Genomic DNA, 20432 nt, shown 5'->3' with positions numbered 1-20432 from the left:
GATTCGGGGGATTGGCGTGGATATAGCGGAGATTGTCCTGTTGCTCGTCGCCGCGGCCGGAGCGGGATGGATCGACGCCGTGGTCGGCGGGGGAGGGCTGCTGCAGCTGCCCGTGCTCCTCATGGCAGGGCTTTCGCCGGTGCAGGCGCTGGCCACCAACAAGTTCGCCGCCATCTTCGGCACGGCCTCGGCGGCCGTGACCTACGCCAGGACCACCAAGATCGACAGGCGGGTGGCGGTGCCCGCCGGGCTCGGCGCGGTGGCCTTCTCCGGGCTCGGCGCGGCGTCGGCGGCGGCGATCTCCAAGGACGTGCTCACCCCGTTGGTCATGATCGCCCTGGTGGGCGTGGCGCTGTTCGTCACCTTCCGCCCGGCCTTCGGCACCCATCCCCAGTCGCACCTGCGCACCCGCGCCAGGACCATGGCCGCGATCGTGGCCACCGGCGCCGGGATCGCCTTCTATGACGGCATCCTGGGGCCGGGCACCGGCACCTTCCTGATCATCGCCTTCACCACGATCCTCGGCATGGACTTCGTGAACGGCTCGGCCCACTCCAAAATCATCAACTCCTGCACCAACCTGGGCGCCCTGCTGGTCTTCGCCTATCAGGGGCATGTGCTGTGGCTGCTGGGGTTGGCCATGGCCGTGTGCAACATCGCCGGGGCCCAGCTGGGCGCCCGGATGGCTCTGCGCAGAGGAGCCGGATTCGTGCGCGTCGTCTTGTTGTGCGTAGTGGTCGTGATGGTGGCCAAGCTCGGCTACGAGCGGTTCGCCCAGTGACCGCGCGTCGCTCCTTCCGCATTACTTGATCTCCTTTGTAAAGGACGGGTGTGGAGCGCTGACGCCGTCAGCGCCACGAAGGCCGCCAGCATGACGGGAATGGCCAGAGCGCGCGGCAGGCCCACCAGTTCGGCCACGCTGCCGATCAGCACCGGGCCGGAGAGAAAACCGACGTAGGACAGGCTCGCCACCCGGGCCAGGGCCTGCCCGGCGCGAGCCGGATCGCGGCGGCCGGCGGCGGAGAAGACCTGCGGGACGATGCAGGAAAGGCCCGCGCCGAAGCAGCCGAAGCCGATGACCGCGGCCACCGGATGGCCGATCAGCAGGGCGAGTCCGAACCCCGAGGCGGCCAGCAGCCCGCAACCGCGCACCAGCGCCACCGGGCCCAGCCGGGCGGTCAGCCGATCTCCGGCGAGGCGGCCGGCGGTCATCATGATCGAGAAGGCGGCGTAGGCCGCCGCGGCGAACCCGGCCGAGCTGCCGAGGTCGTCACGCAGGTAGACCGAGCTCCAGTCCGCCGCCGCGCCCTCTCCGATCATGCAGCAGATCCCCAGCACGCCCAGGAACATCAATCCGCGGCTCCTGCCCGCCGCCGTGCCGGCGGCGGCTTCCTGGACGGGCTCCCGCACAGGGGTGAACGCCCAGCGGGAGGCGCACAGCGCCAGGACGGCGATGACCACCGCCGTGACGGTGAAGGTGGTCGCGGGGGTGAGGGAGGCATGGGCGAGCAGGCCGCCGACGGCCGCGCCGAGGAACCCCCCGATGCTGAACACCGCGTGGAAGGAGGACATGACGGGCCGGCCCATGGCCTGCTCGACCTCGACGGCGTTGGCGTTCATCGCCACGTCGAGCGTGCCGTGCACCACGCCGAAGGCGAACAGCGAGATCGCCAGAGTGACCAGGTTCGGCATGTAAGCCGGAAGGATCAGCACGACGCTCTGCGCGAAGGCCATCGGCAACATCACCTTGACGCTGCCGTGGCGGTCGACCAGGCGGCCCACCGCCTGCATGCCCGCGATCGCCCCGGCGGCGATGCCGAGCAGGCCGATGCTGAGCCGGCCGTCGCTCAGCTCCAGCGCCTGCTTGATCGAGGGGATCCGCGCCGTCCAGGTGCCGATGGCCATGCCGGAGAGCAGGAAGAGCAGGCAGACCGCGATCCGGCCGCGCAGGAGCGCGCCGCGATCGGCAGTGGTGAGGTGCATGAGGGGAGAGCTCCAGTCAGACGGTGCGGACGATGACGCCCGCGGCGGTGAGGGCGTCGTCCTCGGCAGGGGGGAGCGCGGTGTCGGTGACCACCATGTCGAGGCGATCCAGGGAGCAGACGGCGCCGAAGGCGGTGCGGGTGAACTTGCCGGAGTCGGTGGCGACGATGACGCGGCGGGCCGAGGCGATCGCCGCCTGCTTGACGGCGACGTCGGCCAGGTCGTGGGCGGTCAGGCCGTGCTGGGCGGTCAGGCCGCAGCAGCCGATGACCGCGGTGTCGAAGCGCAGGGAGCGGATGGAGTTTTGGGTCAGGGGGCCGACGAAGTTGAGCTCGCCGGGGCGCACCTCGCCGCCGGGGAGCACCAGGCGGATCCGCGGGGCCGTGCTGAGCTCGTGGGCGGACTGCAGGGAGAGCGGCAGGACCGTCAGGCGGCGGTCCCGGATCGCCCTGGCGACCTCCAGGTTGGTGGTGCCGCCGTCCAGCAGCACCGCCTCCCCATCGGTGAGCAGTGCGGCGACCGCGGCCGCGATGCGCCGTTTGGTCTCCACCGCCTCACGCTCACGGACCCCGAACGGTGGCTCCTCACCGCGCAGCAACAGGCTCACCGCGCCGCCGCGCACCCGCCGCACCACACCCTGCTGGGCGAGCTCGTCGAGGTCGCGGCGGATGGTCATCTCCGACACCGCGTGCTCGACGGCCAGCTCCGCCACCGACACGGTGTCGCTGGTGCGGAGCGCGGACATGATCGATCGCATCCGATCAGCACTTTCCATGTGTTCATTTGAACATGGTGGATGTGGATTTGGCAATCGTGCGGGACAATGGCTTCCATGCGCGCGAGTCGTCTGTTGTCACTCCTGCTGCTCCTGCAGACCCGGGGGCGCGTGACGGCCACCGAGCTGGCCAAGGAGTTGGAGGTGTCGATCCGGACGGTTTACCGGGACGTGGAGGCCCTGTCGTCGGCGGGCGTCCCGGTCTACGCCGATCGCGGCCCCGCCGGGGGATACCGGCTGCTGGACGGCTACCGCACCCGCCTCAACGGCCTGACCACCGAGGAGGCGTCATCGCTGTTCCTGGCCGGGCTGCCCGGTCCCGCCGCCGAGCTCGGGCTGGCGGACGTGGCCGCCGCCGCGGAGCTGAAACTGCTCGCCGCGCTGCCTCCCGAGCCGCGCGCTCACGCGGCCCGGATGCGTGAGCGTTTCCACCTGGACGTCCCGGGCTGGTATCGGGGGACGGACGAGGCGCCCTTCCTGGGAGAGGCGGCCGACGCGGTGTGGAACCAGCGACCGCTGCGCATGACCTACCGCCGTTGGGGTCCGCGCGACGTCGAGCGCCTGGCCCACCCCTACGGTCTCGTCCTCAAGGGCGGATCCTGGTACATGGTGGCCGCCGCCGACGGGGGAGCGCCGCGCACCTACCGGGTCGCGCGCATCGTGGCCGCCGAGCTCCTCGACGACCGCTTCGAACGGCCCGCCGACTTCGACCTGGCCGCCTACTGGGAGACCTACGCGGCGGACTTCCGGGCACGGATGTACACCGAGGAGGCCCTGGTGCGGATGGCCCCCGAAGTCAAGGACCTGTTTCGCTACACGGTCGGCGCCGAGATCGGCGACGCCGCGCTGGCCGAGGCCGGGCCGCCCGACGAGCGCGGCTGGATCGTCGTGCGCCTGCCGATCGAGTCGATCAAGCACGGCCCCTGGGTGCTGCTGCGCCTGGGCGCCGACATCGAGGTCCTCGAGCCTCCCGAACTGCGCGCCCGGATGGCCGCCACGGTCGCCGAGCTCGCCGAGTTGTACGGCGAGCGCCGAGACTAATCGATTGCCGATCATGGTGGGTGCTGGCGATGATGAATCACATGTTCCTCATCGCCTTCATCGGCTCGTGCTTCCTGCTCGCCATGATCCCCGGTGCGAGCACCGCGGTGATCCTGCGCCAGACCCTGCGGTCGGGGCGGGGTCCGGGCCTGGCGGCCACGCTGGGCAACGAGACCGGCATCCTGATGTGGGGGCTGGCCGCCGCGTTCGGCCTGTCGGCGCTGGTGCTCGCCTCGGAGGTGGCCTACGACGTCATGCGGGTCGCCGGTGCGCTGTTCCTCGTCGCCATGGGCGCCCAGTCGCTCTGGAACGCCCGGCGTGGAAGGGGGCGCGAGGGCGGGGCCGTACCGCCGGAACCGGAGCCGCAGGCCCGGCCGGAGTCGAAGCCGGAGCCGGAGGCCGCGGGTGGCCGGCGGCGCTCCTATCTGCTCGGACTCACCACCTGCCTGGCCAATCCGAAGGCGGCGGTGTTCGCGATGTCGTTCCTGCCGCAGTTCGTTCCCGAGGGAGCGAACGTGCCGCTCACGCTGACGATGCTCGCGGTGCTGTGGGTGCTGGTGGACATCGTCTGGTACGGCCTGTTCATCTGGGCGGTGGCACGGGCTGAGGTGATCTTCAATCGGCCGGCCGTGCGCCGCCGCCTGGAAGTGATCTCCGGCGTGGTGCTGATCGGCTTCGGCCTGCGGCTGGTGGGGGAGGCGCGATGACGCCGTCGTTTTCCTGACGCGCCGGTCGAGGCGACACGAAGGGCGCTCGGCGGGCTGCTGGACATCGTGCAGGCGGCGCAGGGGTGGGGCACGCGGCGTCTGGGCGTGTCCAGCACGATCGGGGTCTACTTCGGCGCCAAGAGCGACGGACCACTATGCGAGGACGCTCCGCTGTCGATGAGCGCGGCCCCGACCACGGCCCCGCCTGTGGTCGTTGACCTCCTTACCTGATCTACTTTGTAAAGGGCATGGGTCGTTGTCGCCATCGGCTCTCACGCACGACCCCGAGCCCGATCAGCAGCAGGCTCAGGCGGTGGGCGCCGCCTCCGGCAGCGGCGCGAACAGGTCGACGGCGTTGCCGTCCGGATCGCGTATCAGCGCGTAACGCTGCCCCCAGAACGCGTCCCAGGGCTGCTTGTGCCCCTCGTAGCCGGCCTCGACGAGATCGGCGTAGACCCGGTCCACCTCCTCGGGGCTGTCGCAGGCGAAGGCCAGGCCGATCCGGGCGCTCCCGTGGGGTGGGATCCATTCCGGGTCGAAGGAGCGGATGACGTCGATGCCGTCCCACACGAGTCGCAGCCCGCCGGCGAGGGTCACCTCGACATGCGGTTCGGTGTCCGCCGTCTGCGGGATGTCCAGCCCGAGCCGGCGGTAGAAGGTCAATGACTTGCCCATGTCGGCCACGACGAGGCCGACCACGTTGAACGAAGGTGCCATGCCCGCCACGGTACGGACCCGGATGGCCCCTCGTCTTGAAGGAATCGGACGTGTCCGCACCATGGCTCGCACGGGTGCCGCCCGATGAGGCGCGCCGGCGCGCACCTGGCCGTTGAGCCGGCGCAGAGCGCCGCTCGCCTCGTCGGGCACCTCGCGGTAGGCCACCGGGACGCCGGAGACCTCGGCGAGGGTCTGGGCGAGCTGAGGTAGGTCCACAGCGGGCCGGTGAAGTCGTAGGCGCGGCCCAGATGCCCGTCACCGGTCAGCACGATGGCGGCGGCCTCGGCGAGGTCGGCACGGAGGGCGGTGTCGAGGCCACGTCCGCCGGTGCTGGTCAGTTCTCCGGCGGCGACGCGAACGCCTCGCGCAGGCCGGCCGGGTCGTCGTAGTCGCCGCGGCGCGCGGAAGACCTCCGGCCCCCGGTGAGAAGAGGCCGTGGCGATACGCCGCACAGGGCCCATCTGAGGTTTGTGATCCGTCACAGGTTTGACCGCTCGGATTTACCGTCTCCTCCAGTTCCCAGAAGACCGCCGCCAGCCCATGGTTTGAGGGGGAGAAATGTAGGCGATCACTGGAGCCCCTATGCAGCGCCGTACCTTCATCGTGTCCCTCTCCGCCGTCGCTCTGTCCGGCACCCTGTGGCAGGACGCCGCGCTCGCCTCCTCGGTGGCCGCGGGCGAGAGCCCGTACGGTCCGCTCGGCGCGCCCGACGCCAACGGCGTCGCACTGCCGGCCGGATTCAGCAGCAGGGTGGTTGCCAGGTCGGGCCACTCCGTCGGCGGCACCCTGTGGCATCCGGCTCCGGACGGCGGTGCCTGCTTCGCCGACGGCGCCGGCTGGATCTATGTGTCCAACTCCGAGGTCCCGCTGGTCGGAGGCGCTTCGGCGATCAAGTTCAGGGCCGGCGGTTCGATCGAGCGGGCCTACCGGATCCTGTCGGGCACCAACCTCAACTGCGCGGGCGGGCGCACGCCGTGGAACACCTGGCTGTCGTGTGAGGAGATCTCCCGCGGCAAGGTCTACGAGACCGATCCGTACGGCGCGCGCGACGCCCTGCAGCGTCCGGCGATGGGCAGGTTCAAGCACGAGGCCGCCGCCTGCGACCCCGACCACGGGGTCGTCTACCTGACCGAGGACGAGGGGGACGGCTGCTTCTACCGCTTCGTCCCGAAGGTCTGGGGTGAGCTGTCCAGCGGTCGTCTTGAGGTCTTCTGCACCGACGACCTCTGGCGCCAGGTGCCCGAACCGGCGCCCGGCGTCTTCCACAGGCAGACCAGGCATCAGGTGAGCGAGGCCAGGCGCTTCGACGGCGGCGAGGGCTGCCACTACACGAATGGGATCTGCTACTTCAGCGCCAAGGGCGATCGGAAGGTGTGGGCCTACGACGCCGTCCGCCAGACGGTGAGCGCGATCTACGACGGCACCGGCACGCTCGACGGCGTCGACAACATCACCGGCACCCAGGGTGGTGACCTCTACGTCGCCGAGGACGGCGGCAACATGGAGATCAACATCATCACTCCGGACCGGGTGGTCGCGCCGATCATGCGGCTCGACGGTCAGAACGAGTCCGAGATCACCGGTCCCGCCTTCTCTCCCGACGGAACCCGCCTGTACTTCTCCTCCCAGCGCGGCACCAGCGGCGAACGGGCGGGGACGGGTGGCATCACCTATGAGATCAGCGGGCCTTTCCGCCGCTGATCCCCGGGAGCATCCCCTTGCGTTCCCGGCCGGAGCCCTCCCGCCCATCGCGCCGGCGATCACCACGTTCGGTCTCGGGCCGAGCACGGCGATCTTCGGCTTTCCCGCGCCGCGGCAGCCGGGTTCCTGCTCCGATCTCGTACGGCAGAGCCGATGTTCTTCGAAGGGAGCTCAGCGTGATCCGATCAGTGATCGCCGCGATCGTCCTGCTGGTCGCCGCCGTCCAGCCCGCCCACGCCTCGGCCGGTGAGGTGTATGTGGCCTTGGGCGACTCGGCCGCCTCCGGGCCGCTGGTGCCCGATCAGGTGGTGCCCGACCTCGGGTGCTGGCGCTCCGACCACAACTACGCCCACCTCACCGCGCAGGCCGTCGGAGCCGCCGAGTTCCGTGACGTCACCTGTTCGGGCGCCGACACCAGGGACATGTACAACGCGCAGGGCACCGACCTCGGCTCGGTGCCGCCGCAGCTGGACGCGCTCAGCCCGGACACCACGCTGGTCACCGTACAGATCGGCGCCAACGACGTGGGGCTGACCGGGTTCATCGAGGACTGCCTGAACCTGCTGCCGCCGCCCGTGGGCGATGCCTGCAACGACGACTACATCGACAACGGCCAGGACACCTGGCGGGTCAAGACCGATGCGCTGCGTCCGAAGCTGACCGCTTTGGTCGCCGACATCCGTGCCCGCTCGCCACAGGCCAAGATCTTCGTGGTGGGCTACGGGACCTATGCCCCGCTCAACGGCTGCTACCCGCGGGTGCCGATCATCAAGCAGGACGCCAACTACATCCGCGCCACCTTGCAGTACTTCAACCAGGCGCTGGCGGAGCAGGCGGCGGCGGCGGGCGTCGCCTTCGTCGACCTGCAGACGCCGAGCACGGGCCACGACCCGTGCGCCTCGACGGGGACGCGGTGGATCGAGCCCTACGTCCCCGCTTCGCCGGCGGCGCCTTTCCACCCCAACGCGCGTGGCATGCGCGGCTTCGCGGACGCGGTGATCGCCGCCGTCAGCGGGGCGTGAGCCTCCTGGCCGCCAGCGCGGCTCCGATCTGCTGGAGTTGCGCCGGGTCGGCCGGGTCGAGCCCGGTCAGGCTCACCGCCCGCCGCAACCGGTAGTCGACGGTATTGGGGTGCACGTGCAGCAGTTCGGCCGTGCGGCGGCGGTCGAGCCCGGTCTCCAGGTAGACCTTGAGCGTCCTGAGCAGGTCGGGGTTGCCCACCAGAGGGTCGAGGAGACCCGCGAGCCTGGCGGTGGCCCGGCTCGGCCGGGTGAGTTGATACTCCAGAAGTACGTCGGCCAGCCGGTAGGCGCCCGGCGGGCGCCCGAAGACCCGCGCCACCTCCAGCACCTCCTCTGCCACCCGTGCGGCGGCCGGGACGTCGGCGGGCGCCGCCTGCTCGGTCGCCGCCCAGATCGGCACCCCCGCCGCCCTGGACATCGCCTCGACGGCCTCGCTCGCACTCGGCGCCTCGCCGCCGTAGGGCAGCAGCACGAGCCCGCCCGTCGCGTCGAGCACGAACAGGACCTGTTCGGTGGCGTAACGCTGCACGGCGTCTCTGAGCCTGGCCAGTTTGCGGCGGGCGGCGATCGATCCGCCGGGCTCGTCCTGCTTCTCGTCGGGGTGTGCGCCCACCGTGATCGCCATGACCAGGTAGCCGGGTGCCGGCCGTACCGCTGCCAGGGCCGTGTGATCGCCGCCGAGCAGTGCGGAGACGGCGGCGTGCATGGCGTGTTGTTCCTGGCTGAGCATGCCCTCGCGCTCCCTCAGGTAGGCGGTGCACACAGCGGAGGTCACCGCTTCGGTGTAGACGAGGATGAGGCGGTTCATATGGAGCACCGCCGTGAAGTCGGCCGGTGTGGCGGTGGCGATCAGGCGATCCCAGACCCAGCGGGCGCCCAGATGGTAGGCGGCCAGTACGGCTTCGAGCGGTACTCGTTCCTGGGCGCGACGTGCGGCCGAGGCGCGTAGCGGAGCCAGCTCGGCGGAGGTGGGCGGGCGCCCATGGCGGAACATCTCAGAGATCATCCGCAGGTTGTGCTCGGTGATCCCGGTGATGTCGCCGTCGAGCTCCTCCCTGGGCAGTCGCCGGTAGATGGGGATCTGTTCGACGAAGACGTGCACGAGTTGCCTGGCCAGGCTGGTCGCCTGGCGTTCCAGCAGTTCGTGCACGGGACATCCGGCCAGGATGAGCACGTCTGCCACTTTCTCACATCAGGTCGTGATATCGACCCTCTGAACCGTGCCGGGTATGAACGTGAACGACCAGAGGCCCGGCCGGCGGGCCGAGCCACACCGTGCCGGTCACCTCGACCGGTCCGGCGTGAGCCGCGAGGACGATCGATCGCGCCGGTCAGGCCGTCCTCGCCGTCGCGGCGGGCGCCCTCCTGCGGGCGTGACCCAGCCACGTGTCGAGCACCCATGCCCCGGGACCGGCCACCGCGATCAGCAGGAACGACCAGCAGTAGAGAACGGCCGGCTCGCCGCCGTTCTCCAGCGGCCACAGGGCCTTGGGCTGATGGACGACGAAGTAGGCGTAGGCCATCTCGCCCGAGCAGATCAGCGCCGCGATCCGTGTGCCCAGGCCGAGCACGAGCAAGCCGCCTCCGACGAGCTCGATGACGCCCGCGTACCACTGTGGCCAGGCGCCGGTGCGGGCCGTCTCGCCGCCGAGCACGCCGAAAATCTTGGCCGCGCCGTGGCAGGTGAACAACAGCGCGACGACGATGCGGAACGCCGACAGCATGTACGGCCGGGCCGTCTCGACGAATTTCATGATGGATCTCCTCTCCTGCTGTGCTCTGCCTCCGGAAGGGAGGGTGCAGGGCGGAATGGGAGACGGCGGCTCCGGCCGGAGGTGTCCGCGCCCGGAGACGGCGGACGGCGGCCGGTGCCGATCGAAGCGGCCTCGGCGGGGAACGCCGATCACCCGACGGTGGTCATGATGCCGTTGCAGGTGATGGAGGTGCGGCCGAGAGGGGCGTCATCTCATGCGGCACCGTACTGGCAGGTCAAGGGCGTTTCTCAGGCGGCTTCGACTCGCCGGAACCATCATGGCTCCCAGCGGCGAGCCGAGGGCCTGCACTTTGTCACTTGTTGAGGGCTGATGGCACGTTTCTTAACGACACTCCCTGTGATTCACCCGAGCGCTCCGTGCCGTGCCGATGCGAGAACCGGTACGGGGGGCGTCATTCCGTCGTTCGCGAACGGCTGAGATACGGCGGAAAGGATCGTACGGCGTGGTCAGCGCGATGCCGCTGACCATGATGAACGGTGTGGCTGTTGCGGGCCGGGCTACGGGTGCAGGAGCACCTTGATGGCGCGGCGCTCGTCCATCGCCTTGTAGCCTTCGGCGGCCTGGTCCAGGGACAGCTCGAGGTCGAAGACCCTGCCGGGGTCGATCGTCCGGTTCCAGATCAGGCCGATCAGCTCGGGCAGGAAGCGGCGCACCGGGGCGGGGCCGCCGTGCAGGTGCACGCCGGAGAAGAACAGCTCCTCGCCGGGCAGCGCGACGCCGTGGGAGACGCCGACGTAGCCGACGTGCCCGCCGGGGCGAGTGGAGCGGATCGCCTGCATCATCGACTCCTGGGTGCCGACGGCCTCGATGACCGAGTGCGCGCCGAGCCCGCCGGTCAGCTCTTTGATCTTGGCTACGCCGGCGTCGCCGCGCTCTTCGACGACGTCGGTGGCGCCGAACTCGACGGCGAGCTTCTGCCGGGACGGATGACGGCTGCCGATGATGATCCGTTCGGCGCCGAGCTGTTTGGCGGCCAGGACCGCGAGCAGGCCGACCGCGCCGTCGCCGACGACGGCGGCCGTCTTGCCGGGGCCGACCTCGGCCGCGACCGCACCGAACCATCCGGTGCCCAGGACGTCGGAGGCGGCCAGCAGGCTCGGGATGAGACCCGCATCCGGCATGGCGGGGGTGGCGACCAGGGTGCCGTCGGCCAGCGGCACGCGCAGCAGCTCGGCCTGTGCCCCCTCGGCCCCCATGAGTTGCGCCTGCACGCAGCGGCTCTGGTAGCCGGCCCGGCAGATCTCGCAGGTGTTGTCGGAGGCGAAGAAGGAGCCGACCACGAAGTCGCCGGCCTTGATCGTGGTGACCTGGCCGCCTACCCGTTCCACCACCCCGACGTACTCGTGCCCTATGGGGGCCGGCTCATCGACCGGGTCGAGCCCGCGCCAGGGCCACAGGTCCGACCCGCAGACACACGTGGCCGACAGCCGGATGACCGCGTCGGTCGGCTCGATGATCTCCGGGTCTTCGCGCTCCATGACGCGCACGTCACCCGGGGCGTACAGAACTGCTCCACGCATGAGTGAATCCTTCAGAAGGTTGACCGGTCCGGGAGGACCAGGTGTGGTGATGAGTGGTCTCTACGGCCATGCGATGTCAGGTCATACGGCCACGCGATGTCAGGCCGGTGGACCGGCTCGATCATCGGCTCGGAATCCCCGCCGGCACGACGGCCGCGACCGGCAGCACCGGCGCCATGAGCGCGGGCCGGGGCCCATCCGGCCGAGCGGTCTCGAAGGCGCCGCAGCGGTGAGGCTCGCATGACCAGTTCTCCTACATCGCGTGACCAGTTCTCCGGCAGATGTCTTCGACAAGGGTTGAATTCCCCGTCGCGCAACGGCGGAACGCCATCGCTGTTTGTGACGACAACCAGGAAACCGGCTTCATCTCGCGCGTGAGGTCGGGTTCATGGGGGGCATAACCCCAACGCCCCTCCTGCCGCATCCATCACCTACAGTGACGGATGCGGGCGATCGAGATGGCATCCGCGACTTCCTCCCCGGCCGACGCGCCGAGATCACGGGAACAGGTCGGGCTTCCCCCGGCGGAGGCCGCCACCCCGGCCCACACCGACGGCCACTCGCCCCGGCACGACGACCGACCGCCGAAGCGGGCCCCGTGCACCTGGATCATCCGGGATGATCAGGAAACGGTGTACCTCAGGTTGTAGGCCCATGAGTAGACGCCGACGTGTGCTCCTCCGTTCGGGCACCTGCTCGGCGGCGCTCCCGGACCCGCGAAATACAGCGCCGAGCAGTTGTCGCAGGATTTCCAGCCGGCCTGGCGCAACAGGCCATCGGACGGAACGGTGCCGTATTCCACCAGGTAGTACCTTGATTTGGGCCGGGTCCTGCTGGAGATGCGATGGCCGTTGGGGTCGCCGGAACAGGCCTTCGCCAAGGTGCCCGACCACCACAGGCACTCGCAGGCGGCGCAGATGCGCCAATCGGTCTGACCGGCCCCGCCGTCGGGCTGCTCCTTGACGGAGTAGTTCCAGCTGCCGTACTCCTCGTGGGTGCCGCCGGCCGGGCAGTTGCCGTACGGCGGGGCCGCCGACCACAGCGTCTGGCACTTGGGACATGACCGGAAACCTGCCACCACGGCGAACGCGTCACTCGGCTGGGCCACTTCGGCGACGGTTCCGGCCAGCGCGATCAGTCCGCTCAGGGCGCTCGCCCGGCCGAGAAACCCCCGCCGTGTCGAACGGCCGGGTGACTCGTTTTCCTCGGTCATGTCTCGCCTTCCGCCCGCAGTCGCAGTGATCTGTCATCAGAATGGACGGGCGTTGCCCTCCGGGCCATCTCCCCGCGGTCACACTGGGATCGCCCTGAGCATCGAACAGCGGATCAGTCGGACGTCCGGCGCAGGACCAAGCTGACGAACCCCCAGCTGTCCCGGTAGGTGCGCAGCCACTCGGAGCGGTGAGCGGTGGCCGCCGCCAGCGCTTCGGGGCTGTCAGGGTCGGCCGGGTTGTCCAGGGCCCATGAGGCCAGCGACCCCGTCCAGGCCCATTCGTAGCCATCCAGCTCTTGGCGTGTGCTGACGTGCCCGTAGACGGGCGTCCATCCGTCGGCGACGACGCGGTCCACGGTGGTCGCCAGGTCGTCGAAATCTCCGAGCATCTCGACCGCCTCCGGGGAGGGCTCACGCTCCCAGAACCCGTCACCGATCAGGACGTGCCCTCCGGGAGCCAGGTGCCTGCCGGCCGCCTCCAACGTGGGAAGCAGGCCATCGAAGACGTGTGCGGCCCCGACGTTGAGCACCAGGTCGAAGGAGTGCGGCGAGGCGAAGCCCGCGGCGTCCTGCTCGTGCAGCACCAGGCGTTCTTGGACGCCGAGGTCGCGCGCGGCCCGCCGGGCGTGCGCCAGGGCCTCTTCGGAGACGTCGACGCCCTCGGCCCGCAGGCGCGGATGCGTCGCCAGGGCGCGCAGGATCCATTCTCCGCCGCCGCAGCCGAGATCGAGTACACGCTCATCGCCACGCGGGATGGCGCGCTCCAGCAGCCGGCGCACCGAGTCGTCGCCGAGCGGGGCCGCTATCGGATGATCAGCATGGGCGATTCTAGATATCTTGTTGCGATTCATCGGGGCATAGTGGCAGATCCGGGGCGTCGCACGCACCTTTTTCCCGGTCGGCCCCGGGGGCCGTCAGTCGTCCAGGCCGCGGGCGCTGAGCGCCTCACCCAGTGCGTCCGCGTGCCGCAGCGCGCTCACCACCAGCGGAACGGCGAAGGCCCGCACGCTCCACTCGGTCCCCCTGGCACGCTGCGCCTCCCGGACCCGGGTGGCCAACTCGGCGATGACCGGCACGCTGCGCAAGGTGAGGGACAACAGCAGCGACAGGCGGAACGGGTCCAGGCCCACGAACCTGACGGGGGTCAGGCAGCGCTCCAGGCAGGCCATCATGGCGACGGTGCGCGTGGTGAGGGTGACCAGTCCGGCCAGGGCGACGGAGAGCACCACGCGAAGCGTCGAGGACGCCGCGCCGAGCAGGTCCACCAGGAGGAACTGCATGCCGAACAAGGCCACGGCGAACCAGCGGATGGGCCTGACCTGCGCCCAGGCCGCCGCGGCGCCCACGCCGGATACGGCGTACAGCAGCATCACGGCGGCCGTGGCGCCCGCCAGCGCCACGGGTGAGCGCAGCAGCAAGAGCACCGTGCACGAGACGGCCAGTGCCAGGAGCTTGGCGCCGGCGGGCAGGCGGTGCAGGAGCGAGTCGCCGGGAACATAGGCTCCGGTGAACCCGTTCACGACATGATCTTCCGGTAGTGGCCGATCGCCGTTTCCGGGTCGGCGTCGGCGACGATCCGCCCGTGGTCCAGGACCAGCACGCGGTCGAAGTCCTCCAGCAGCGCGAGATCGTGGCTGACCACCACCACCTGCTGCGGCAGGCTCCGCAGCAGGCCGGCGACCTGGCGGGAGTGACGCAGGTCCAGCAGCGTCGTCGGCTCGTCCATGATCAGGACGGCGGGATCGAGCACCAGCACCGAGCACAGGGCGAGCAGCTGCTTTTGACCTCCGGACAGGTGGTGCGCGGGGTGGTCGGCGTGCCCCTGCAGGTCGTAGCGGGCCAGGACCTCGCGCACGCGGCGTTCGCTCTCCTCGCGGGAGAGCTTCTTGCCCCGCAGGGAGAAGGCCACGTCCTCGGCCACCGTCGGCATCACGATCTGCGCGTCGGGATCGCTGAACAGGAACCCGACGCTGCGCCTGATCCGGGCGGCGTGGCGGCGGGTGTCGAGCCCGAGGACGGTGACGCTGCCCGAGGACGGCAGGACCAGGCCGTTGATCAGGCGGGCGAGCGTGCTCTTGCCGGAGCCGTTGGCCCCGATCACCCCGATGCGCCGTTGCGGCAACGAGAGCGTGATGCCGCACAATACGTCGCGCTGTCCGAGCCGCACATGGACGTCGGCCAACTCGATCACTCACACCACCTCGAACAGGGCGGCGACTCCCAGGCCGCCGCCGACCGCGGCCGTCGCCAGGCCCAGCGTCCCCGACGGCGCGCCCGCCCGCACAAGCCTGCTGAACAACCTGGTCACCACCACGGCGCCGGTGGCGCCCCACGGGTGGCCGAGCGCGAGCGCGCCGCCGTCGGCGCAGACGCGGTCCGCGTCGCGGCCAAGGGGGTCCAGGTCGAGTGCGTCGGTCACCGCGAGCACCTGCGCCGCGAACGCCTCCACGATCTCCACCGCCGCCACGTGCTCCAACTCCACGCCCGCGCGCCGCAGCACGCGCCGTACGGCGGGCACCGGCCCCCAGCCGGGAAGCCCGGGGTCGCAGCCGACGACGGCGCCGGCCCGCAGCCGCAGCCCGGGCAGGCCCGCGGCCGCACGCACCCGTTCCGACACGACGGCCACGGCCGCCGCGCCGTCGCTGACGGGGGAGGAGTTGCCGGCGGTCACCGTGCCTTCGGGCACGAACGCCGCGGGCAGCCGTGACAGGGACTCCATTCGCAGGGCGCGTGGCCACTGGTCGGCCACCCGGCCGTCGATCGCGACGATCTCCTGATCGAAGCGGCCCGCCTGCCGCGCGGCCAGCGCCTTGGCGTGACTTCGGCACGCGTAGGCGTCTTGGCGCTCCCGGCTCACGCCGCGGGCCGCGGCGAGCGTTTCCGCGGCGGGGCCCATGTCCGGGTCCGGCTGCCCGGCGGGGACGAACGGCGCCCGCTCGTACGGCAGCGCCGCCTCGCCCGCGAGCCCGCGGTGGGCTCGCAGGGGTGCGGTCGAGGCGCTCTCGGCCCCTCCGGCGACGACGAGGTCCATTTCCCCGCCGCGGACGGCCTGGCCCGCCAGCAGGATCGCGGCGAGCCCGCTGGCGCACTGCCGGTCCACCGTGAGACCTGGAACGCCGTGGCCCATCCCTGCGGCCAGCGCCGAGACACGCGCGAGATTGCCTCCGGGGCCCGTGCAGTTGCCGAGCACCACGTCTTCGACCGGGAGGCCGAGGTGCGCGACCTCATGGGCGACCGACGCGATGACGGGCGCGGCGAGGCGGTCGACCGTCAACGACTTGAACGCGTGCGCGGCGGTGCCGATGGGGGTTCGGCGGGCGGCCACGACGACAGGTTCCTCCCGCATCTCAGGCGAGCCGCCGGATGCCGGGGTCGCCGACGGCCAGGCGGGCGGCGACCAGGCCGCGAGCCGGCTTTCCCGCGGGAGTGCGGGGCAGGCTCTGGACGGCATACCAGCGCCGCGGCCGCTGGGCGGCGTCCAGCCCGCCGCGCGCGGCGGCCTCCAGCGCCGCCCGCGGTGGCGGCGAGGCGCCCTCCGCCTCCAGGATCGCCGTGACCACGGCGCCCAGATGCGGGTGCGGCGAGCCGACCACCACGATGTCGCCCACCCCCGGAATCCTCCGCAGGACCTCTTCGACGTCCTCGGGCACGACGGTGGCGCCACCGGTCTGGATCGCGCCGTCGCCTCGGCCGCGCAGCCGCAGGACCTCGCCGGGCCGGTACGGCTCCGCCACGTCGCCGACCGTCATCCAGCCGTCGGCGTCCCTGCGCAACGGGCCCGTCGCGTCGGCCAGGTAGCCCTCGGCCAGCCAGGGCGAACGCGCCCACACCTCACCCAGCGGCTGCCCCGCGGCCGCCCTGACCTCGACCTCGACACCGGGAAACGGCCGCAACCCGGAGCCGTCGGCGTCCACGGCGACGAACGACAGCTCACTGGCGCCGTAGTAGGAGACCACGTTCACACCGGCGTCCACCGCCAGGGCACGCCGGTCCGCGTCCAGTGCGGCCCCGCCGACCACGGCGGTCCGCAGCGGGCCCGCGCTCTGACCCAGGGCCTCCAGCACGGCGGGCAGGCGGTGCGGCACCAGATGGACCACGGTGGAGCGTCGCAGGTCGGCGGCGAGCGACGCGGCCGGCCAACGCCCCGGAACGACGGCCGTCGCGCCGGTCGCCAGGGCGTGCACGGCCGCGAAGCCGTACAGGGAGGAGACCAGCGGACCGGGGACCAGCACGACGTCGTCCGGCCCGATCCCGGCGAGGTCGCTCAGATGGGGGAACGACGCGGTCCAGGACGCGCGGGTGCGCACCACGGCGCGGGGCCTGCCGGTGCTGCCGGAGCTGAAGCAGGCCCACGCCCGATCCGTCGGCAAGGCGCCGGATCTCGGCGGCGCGCCCGCGGCGGCGGGCAGCGGCGCGTCGACGCGGGCGTCCACCGCGACCGCGTCCATGATCCGTGCGCGTTGGTCGCGGTCCCAGGTGTGATCGCACACCAGCGGCGTGGCGCCCACCAGGTCGACGGCGAGCACGGCGGTGAGCAGATCCACCGGTTCGGCCAGGCTGATCGCGGTCAGCGCCCCGCGGCCCAGCCCCCGATCGGACAGGTGTCGTGCGGCCCCGTCGACCTTCCGCGCGAGCTCGGCGTAACTCAGGTCGCCTCCGGGGCCGCGCACCGCGAGCCGGTGCGGGCGCTCGGAGGCGTGTTGCATGACCTGCGCGGCTACCGGCATGGGCGTGTCAACGCTTTCCGGCGGCCCGGAGCCGTTCGTGGTGCACGGCGGGAACCGCGTCGGGGTAGGCCCGCTGCGTGCCCCGCACCACCAGGGAGGCGAGCACCGCCTTGGCCACGTCGCCGGGCAGGAAGGCGGCGCTGAGCAGCGCGGCCTTGCCCAGGGAGAGCCCGGTGAGCGCCGCCTGGACGGGGACGCCGAAGAGGTAGATCATCCCGATGCCGCCGGCCAGGCAGGCGGCCAGCAGCCGGACGATGCCCGGCGTCCGGCCGCCGCGCTCGACGATCCAGCCGGTCACGGCCGCGCCGGGCAGCCAGCCGATCAGGAAGCCGACCGAGGGACCCGCGAATACGCCCAGGCCACCGCGGCCGCCGGCCAGCAGGGGCAGGCCCGCGGCGACGAGCACGAGCAGGACCGCGACGGCCAGGGCGGCCCGCCACGTGCCCAGGATCGCGCCGGCGAGCATGACGCCGAATGTCTGTAGTGTGATCGGCACCGCGTTGCCGAAGACGTTCAGCGCGCCCGGCAGGCCGAGCACGGCGATCAGCGCGGCGAACACGCTGATCCGGGCCAGATCCCCGGTGGGGAATCTACGACCTGCGGAGGATCCGACTGCCTGTCCTGGCTGTGGCACTGCCTTCCCTTCATCTGTCATGGGGACGATCCCACACCAGAACGTTCCGGTTCACGCATGGAGAAATCCCACAACATTCTGTGTGATCGTCTGAGAGAACGGATACGTGGCCACGAACACAGTACGTGGTCACGCGCGGGTGCGTAACCGACGGCGAACAGAAGGATCTTGCGCTGCAGGCCCACCTCTCCCGCGGTCGCGGGCCGGGGCGGCCCCGTCGGGCGCGGCGCCGGCCGACGGGGCCGCGCCCGACGGGGCCGCGCCGTACGGTTAGCTGTCCGGCCCGCCTCGGAGGCCGGGCCTGGTCGCGATGACGACGGTGGCGTTCAGCTCGTCGCAGGTGGCCACGCGCGGGATCAGCCCGTCACGGGCGACGATCTCGACGGCCCGCGACACCTGGCGTTCGCTCGTCTCGAACAGCAGGTGGCCGCCCGGCGCCAGCCACAGCGGCGCCGCGACGCTCACCCGCCGCAGGACGTCGAGCCCGTCGGCGCCACCGTCGAGCGCCACCCGCGCTTCGTACAGGCGGGCCTCCGGCGGGAGCAGCCCGATCTCTTCGGTAGGTACGTAGGGCACGTTGGCGAGCAGGACGTCGACGCGGCCCCGCAGCGTGGCGGGCAGCGGGTGGTAAAGATCGCCTTCGTACACCCGGCCGCCGACGGCGACGACGTTACGGCGGGCGCAGTCCACCGCCGCGGGGTCGACGTCGGCGGCGTGCAACTCGATCCGGGCCTGGGCCTGGGCCTGGGCCGCGGCCAGCGCGGCGCCCAGCGCACCCGAGCCGCAGCACAGGTCGACCACGACGGACCGTGGACGGATGAGGGCGACGGCCTGGTCGATGAGGAACTCGGTACGGCGGCGGGGGACGAAGACCCCCGGTTCCACGGCTATCCGCAGCCCGCGGAACTCCGCCCAGCCCAGGAGGTGTTCCAGGGGAAGACCGGCGACGCGCCGCTCCACCATGGCGGCGAGGTCGGCCGATGTCCGTGCCGTGGAGATGAGCAACTCAGCCTCGTCCTCGGCGAAGACACAGCCGGCTGAGCGAAGCGTGGTGACGATGACGGCTCGATCGACGGACGACGGGGAAACGGATCGAGCGAGAGGTGACGGCGAAGCCGACATGAAGAGCCCTTCGAGATACCGATGGGTGCTCTCGGTCACCTACGCCGGGTGGACCGCACGGCCGTGAGAGGAGAGCACCCGGCCTGATCTGGCGTTGATGGGTCTCACCTCCTTGGATACCGTCCACTGCTGGGACGGCAACGCTATCCGAACCGCCCATGGGGGGCAAACCCCGAGCTCGCCTCGTGCTCGCACGTGCCCGCTGCCGGGTGAGGCGGATCGACCGGACGGCCGGCGGTGGCCGGCGGCCGATGGGAAAATTAAATTTCGTCTTTACCGGATTATTCCAGTGTGAGGCGGCGAGAAGCGGCCTATGGACGCGAATACCGTGCTACTCGCCGTCGTCATCGCCACCGCCCTTTCCTTCGACTTCACCAACGGCTTCCACGACACCGCCAACGCCATGGCGACCTCGATAGCCACCGGGGCGTTGCGCCCCAAAGTCGCGGTCGGCCTGTCCGCGCTGCTCAACTTCGCGGGCGCCTTCCTGTCGCTGAAGGTCGCGGCGACCATCGCGACCGGCATCGTCGACACCGGGGCCATCACCCTCACCGTGGTCTTCGCCGGCCTGATCGGTGGCCTGGCCTGGAACCTGCTGACGTGGTATTTCGGCATCCCCTCCAGCTCGTCTCACGCGTTGATCGGGGGTGTGGCCGGGGCCACGCTGATCGCGGCGGGCGCCTCGGCGGTCAAGGGCGCGGCGATCGTGTCCAAGGTGCTCATCCCGGCGGTGCTGGCGCCGCTGGCGGCGATCCTGGTCGCCACCGTCGGCACCTACCTGGTCTACGTCCTGACCCGCAACGTTTCCGAGGGCGTGCGCACCCGGGGTTTCCGCTACGGTCAGATCGGCTCGGCCTCGCTGGTGTCGTTGGCGCACGGCACCAACGACGCGCAGAAGACGATGGGCGTCATCACGCTCGCGATGATCGCCAACGGCACGATCACCAAGGACGCCGGGACCCCGATGTGGGTGATCGCCGCCAGTGCGACCGCGATCGCCCTGGGCACCTATCTCGGCGGTTGGCGGGTCATCCGTACCCTCGGCAAGGGCCTGACCGAGATCGAGACCCCGCAGGGTTTCGCGGCCGAGAGCTCCTCTGCGGCGGTCATCTTCGCCTCCTCCCACTTCGGCCTGCCGCTGTCCACCACGCACGTCTGCACCGGTTCGGTGGTCGGTGCGGGTGTCGGCAAGAGGCTGGCCGAGGTCCGCTGGAGCGTCGCCGCCAAGATGGCCGCCGCCTGGCTGGTCACCCTTCCCGCAGCCGCCATGGTCGGCGCGCTGGCCTGGGCCGGAGCCACGCTGATCGGCGGCGCGCTGGGCGTGACGGTCGTCTTCGCACTCGCTCTTCTCCTGGCAGGGGCGCTCTACCTGGCTTCCCGTCGCCGGCCGGTGCACGCGGGCAACGTCAACGACGACTGGACCGGACGGGTCGCTCCCACCCCGGCCGTTCGGGAGGGAGCCGCGTAGAGGCTCTCGCTGAGTCGTCGCGTGGGC

At 71.2% G+C, this 20432-nt stretch carries 20 protein-coding genes; 6 read left to right on the top strand and 14 right to left on the bottom strand.

Annotated features, from left to right (window positions below):
• Nucleotides 1-16: 16 nt before the first annotated feature.
• Nucleotides 17-781 carry a TSUP family transporter gene (locus ACQPYK_RS26360; RefSeq protein ID WP_433236013.1) on the top strand — a complete coding sequence of 255 codons (765 nt, stop codon included), beginning with the start codon at nt 17-19 and terminating at the stop codon, nt 779-781.
• Here the strand turns inward: ACQPYK_RS26360 and ACQPYK_RS26355 are convergent.
• Nucleotides 760-2052, bottom strand: coding sequence for an MFS transporter (locus ACQPYK_RS26355; protein WP_433258917.1), 1293 nt, complete (start codon nt 2050-2052; stop codon nt 760-762). The genes ACQPYK_RS26360 and ACQPYK_RS26355 overlap by 22 nt on opposite strands.
• Nucleotides 2000-2758: a DeoR/GlpR family DNA-binding transcription regulator gene (locus tag ACQPYK_RS26350; RefSeq protein ID WP_433236010.1), complete on the bottom strand. Its 759-nt coding sequence runs from the start codon at nt 2756-2758 to the stop codon at nt 2000-2002. Before ACQPYK_RS26350 ends, ACQPYK_RS26355 begins: the two co-directional genes overlap by 53 nt.
• A gap of 57 nt (nt 2759-2815) precedes the next feature.
• On the opposite strand from ACQPYK_RS26350, the gene ACQPYK_RS26345 reads away from it, so the two are divergent.
• Both ACQPYK_RS26345 and ACQPYK_RS26340 read left to right on the top strand, forming a co-directional pair.
• Complete coding sequence (locus ACQPYK_RS26345; protein ID WP_433236007.1) at nt 2816-3799, top strand: helix-turn-helix transcriptional regulator; 984 nt, start codon at nt 2816-2818, stop codon at nt 3797-3799.
• 41 nt (nt 3800-3840) lie between these two features.
• Nucleotides 3841-4506, top strand: a complete 666-nt coding sequence (locus tag ACQPYK_RS26340; RefSeq protein ID WP_433236004.1) for a LysE family translocator — start codon at nt 3841-3843, stop codon at nt 4504-4506.
• 306 nt (nt 4507-4812) lie between these two features.
• Here ACQPYK_RS26340 and ACQPYK_RS26335 read toward each other — a convergent pair whose 3' ends face one another.
• Nucleotides 4813-5439, bottom strand: a complete 627-nt coding sequence (locus ACQPYK_RS26335; protein ID WP_433236001.1) for a VOC family protein — start codon at nt 5437-5439, stop codon at nt 4813-4815.
• A 366-nt stretch (nt 5440-5805) separates the two neighbouring features.
• Here ACQPYK_RS26335 and ACQPYK_RS26330 point away from each other — a divergent pair, with 366 nt between their 5' ends.
• Entirely contained in the window at nt 5806-6924 is a 1119-nt protein-coding gene (locus tag ACQPYK_RS26330; protein ID WP_433235998.1) for an alkaline phosphatase PhoX, read from the top strand.
• 176 nt (nt 6925-7100) lie between these two features.
• Complete coding sequence (locus ACQPYK_RS26325; RefSeq protein ID WP_433235995.1) at nt 7101-7946, top strand: SGNH/GDSL hydrolase family protein; 846 nt, start codon at nt 7101-7103, stop codon at nt 7944-7946.
• Here ACQPYK_RS26325 and ACQPYK_RS26320 read toward each other — a convergent pair.
• The 11 genes from ACQPYK_RS26320 to ACQPYK_RS26270 all read right to left on the bottom strand — a co-directional run bounded on the left by ACQPYK_RS26320 (nt 7933) and on the right by ACQPYK_RS26270 (nt 18937).
• On the bottom strand, nt 7933-9129 hold the full coding sequence (locus ACQPYK_RS26320; RefSeq protein WP_433235992.1) for a PucR family transcriptional regulator: 1197 nt from the start codon (nt 9127-9129) through the stop codon (nt 7933-7935). The genes ACQPYK_RS26325 and ACQPYK_RS26320 overlap by 14 nt on opposite strands.
• A 148-nt stretch (nt 9130-9277) precedes the next feature.
• Nucleotides 9278-9700 carry a DoxX family protein gene (locus ACQPYK_RS26315; RefSeq protein ID WP_433235989.1) on the bottom strand — a complete coding sequence of 141 codons (423 nt, stop codon included), beginning with the start codon at nt 9698-9700 and terminating at the stop codon, nt 9278-9280.
• 518 nt (nt 9701-10218) lie between these two features.
• Nucleotides 10219-11241, bottom strand: a complete 1023-nt coding sequence (locus ACQPYK_RS26310; protein WP_433235986.1) for a zinc-dependent alcohol dehydrogenase family protein — start codon at nt 11239-11241, stop codon at nt 10219-10221.
• Nucleotides 11242-11863: 622 nt separating this feature from the next.
• The gene (locus ACQPYK_RS26305) at nt 11864-12454 is read right to left on the bottom strand and encodes a hypothetical protein (protein ID WP_433235983.1); all 591 of its coding nucleotides are present in this window, start codon (nt 12452-12454) and stop codon (nt 11864-11866) included.
• Between the two features lie 113 nt (nt 12455-12567).
• Nucleotides 12568-13305, bottom strand: coding sequence for an SAM-dependent methyltransferase (locus ACQPYK_RS26300; RefSeq protein ID WP_433235980.1), 738 nt, complete (start codon nt 13303-13305; stop codon nt 12568-12570).
• Nucleotides 13306-13368: 63 nt separating this feature from the next.
• On the bottom strand, nt 13369-13974 hold the full coding sequence (locus tag ACQPYK_RS26295) for an energy-coupling factor transporter transmembrane component T family protein (protein WP_433235977.1): 606 nt from the start codon (nt 13972-13974) through the stop codon (nt 13369-13371).
• A complete protein-coding gene (locus tag ACQPYK_RS26290) occupies nt 13971-14645 on the bottom strand; it encodes an energy-coupling factor ABC transporter ATP-binding protein (RefSeq protein WP_433235974.1) in 675 nt (224 codons plus the stop codon). The genes ACQPYK_RS26295 and ACQPYK_RS26290 overlap by 4 nt, the downstream gene beginning before the upstream one ends.
• Nucleotides 14646-15779, bottom strand: a complete 1134-nt coding sequence (locus tag ACQPYK_RS26285) for a thiolase family protein (RefSeq protein ID WP_433235971.1) — start codon at nt 15777-15779, stop codon at nt 14646-14648.
• Between the two features lie 22 nt (nt 15780-15801).
• Nucleotides 15802-17181, bottom strand: a complete 1380-nt coding sequence (locus ACQPYK_RS26280; protein WP_433235968.1) for a class I adenylate-forming enzyme family protein — start codon at nt 17179-17181, stop codon at nt 15802-15804.
• 7 nt (nt 17182-17188) lie between these two features.
• Complete coding sequence (locus ACQPYK_RS26275) at nt 17189-17836, bottom strand: biotin transporter BioY (protein ID WP_433235965.1); 648 nt, start codon at nt 17834-17836, stop codon at nt 17189-17191.
• Nucleotides 17837-18085: 249 nt separating this feature from the next.
• On the bottom strand, nt 18086-18937 hold the full coding sequence (locus tag ACQPYK_RS26270) for a putative protein N(5)-glutamine methyltransferase (protein ID WP_433258915.1): 852 nt from the start codon (nt 18935-18937) through the stop codon (nt 18086-18088).
• A 313-nt stretch (nt 18938-19250) separates the two neighbouring features.
• On the opposite strand from ACQPYK_RS26270, the gene ACQPYK_RS26265 reads away from it, so the two are divergent.
• The gene (locus ACQPYK_RS26265; protein WP_433235962.1) at nt 19251-20405 is read left to right on the top strand and encodes an anion permease; all 1155 of its coding nucleotides are present in this window, start codon (nt 19251-19253) and stop codon (nt 20403-20405) included.
• Nucleotides 20406-20432 lie beyond the last annotated feature (27 nt).

It is taken from the genome of Streptosporangium sp. CA-135522 (assembly GCF_050949235.1).
Classification (GTDB): Bacteria; Actinomycetota; Actinomycetes; order Streptosporangiales; family Streptosporangiaceae; genus Streptosporangium.
This window is presented reverse-complemented; position numbering and strand designations above follow the sequence as displayed.

Coding starts and splice junctions, on each gene's coding strand:
- ACQPYK_RS26350 (WP_433236010.1), bottom strand. CDS start 2,758: ATGGAAAGTGCTGATCGGATGCGATCGATCATGTCCGCGCTCCGCACC.
- ACQPYK_RS26345 (WP_433236007.1), top strand. CDS start 2,816: ATGCGCGCGAGTCGTCTGTTGTCACTCCTGCTGCTCCTGCAGACCCGG.
- ACQPYK_RS26340 (WP_433236004.1), top strand. CDS start 3,841: ATGTTCCTCATCGCCTTCATCGGCTCGTGCTTCCTGCTCGCCATGATC.
- ACQPYK_RS26330 (WP_433235998.1), top strand. CDS start 5,806: ATGCAGCGCCGTACCTTCATCGTGTCCCTCTCCGCCGTCGCTCTGTCC.
- ACQPYK_RS26315 (WP_433235989.1), bottom strand. CDS start 9,700: ATGAAATTCGTCGAGACGGCCCGGCCGTACATGCTGTCGGCGTTCCGC.
- ACQPYK_RS26310 (WP_433235986.1), bottom strand. CDS start 11,241: ATGCGTGGAGCAGTTCTGTACGCCCCGGGTGACGTGCGCGTCATGGAG.
- ACQPYK_RS26305 (WP_433235983.1), bottom strand. CDS start 12,454: ATGACCGAGGAAAACGAGTCACCCGGCCGTTCGACACGGCGGGGGTTT.
- ACQPYK_RS26300 (WP_433235980.1), bottom strand. CDS start 13,305: ATGAATCGCAACAAGATATCTAGAATCGCCCATGCTGATCATCCGATA.
- ACQPYK_RS26280 (WP_433235968.1), bottom strand. CDS start 17,181: ATGCCGGTAGCCGCGCAGGTCATGCAACACGCCTCCGAGCGCCCGCAC.
- ACQPYK_RS26275 (WP_433235965.1), bottom strand. CDS start 17,836: ATGACAGATGAAGGGAAGGCAGTGCCACAGCCAGGACAGGCAGTCGGA.
- ACQPYK_RS26270 (WP_433258915.1), bottom strand. CDS start 18,937: ATGTCGGCTTCGCCGTCACCTCTCGCTCGATCCGTTTCCCCGTCGTCC.
- ACQPYK_RS26265 (WP_433235962.1), top strand. CDS start 19,251: ATGGACGCGAATACCGTGCTACTCGCCGTCGTCATCGCCACCGCCCTT.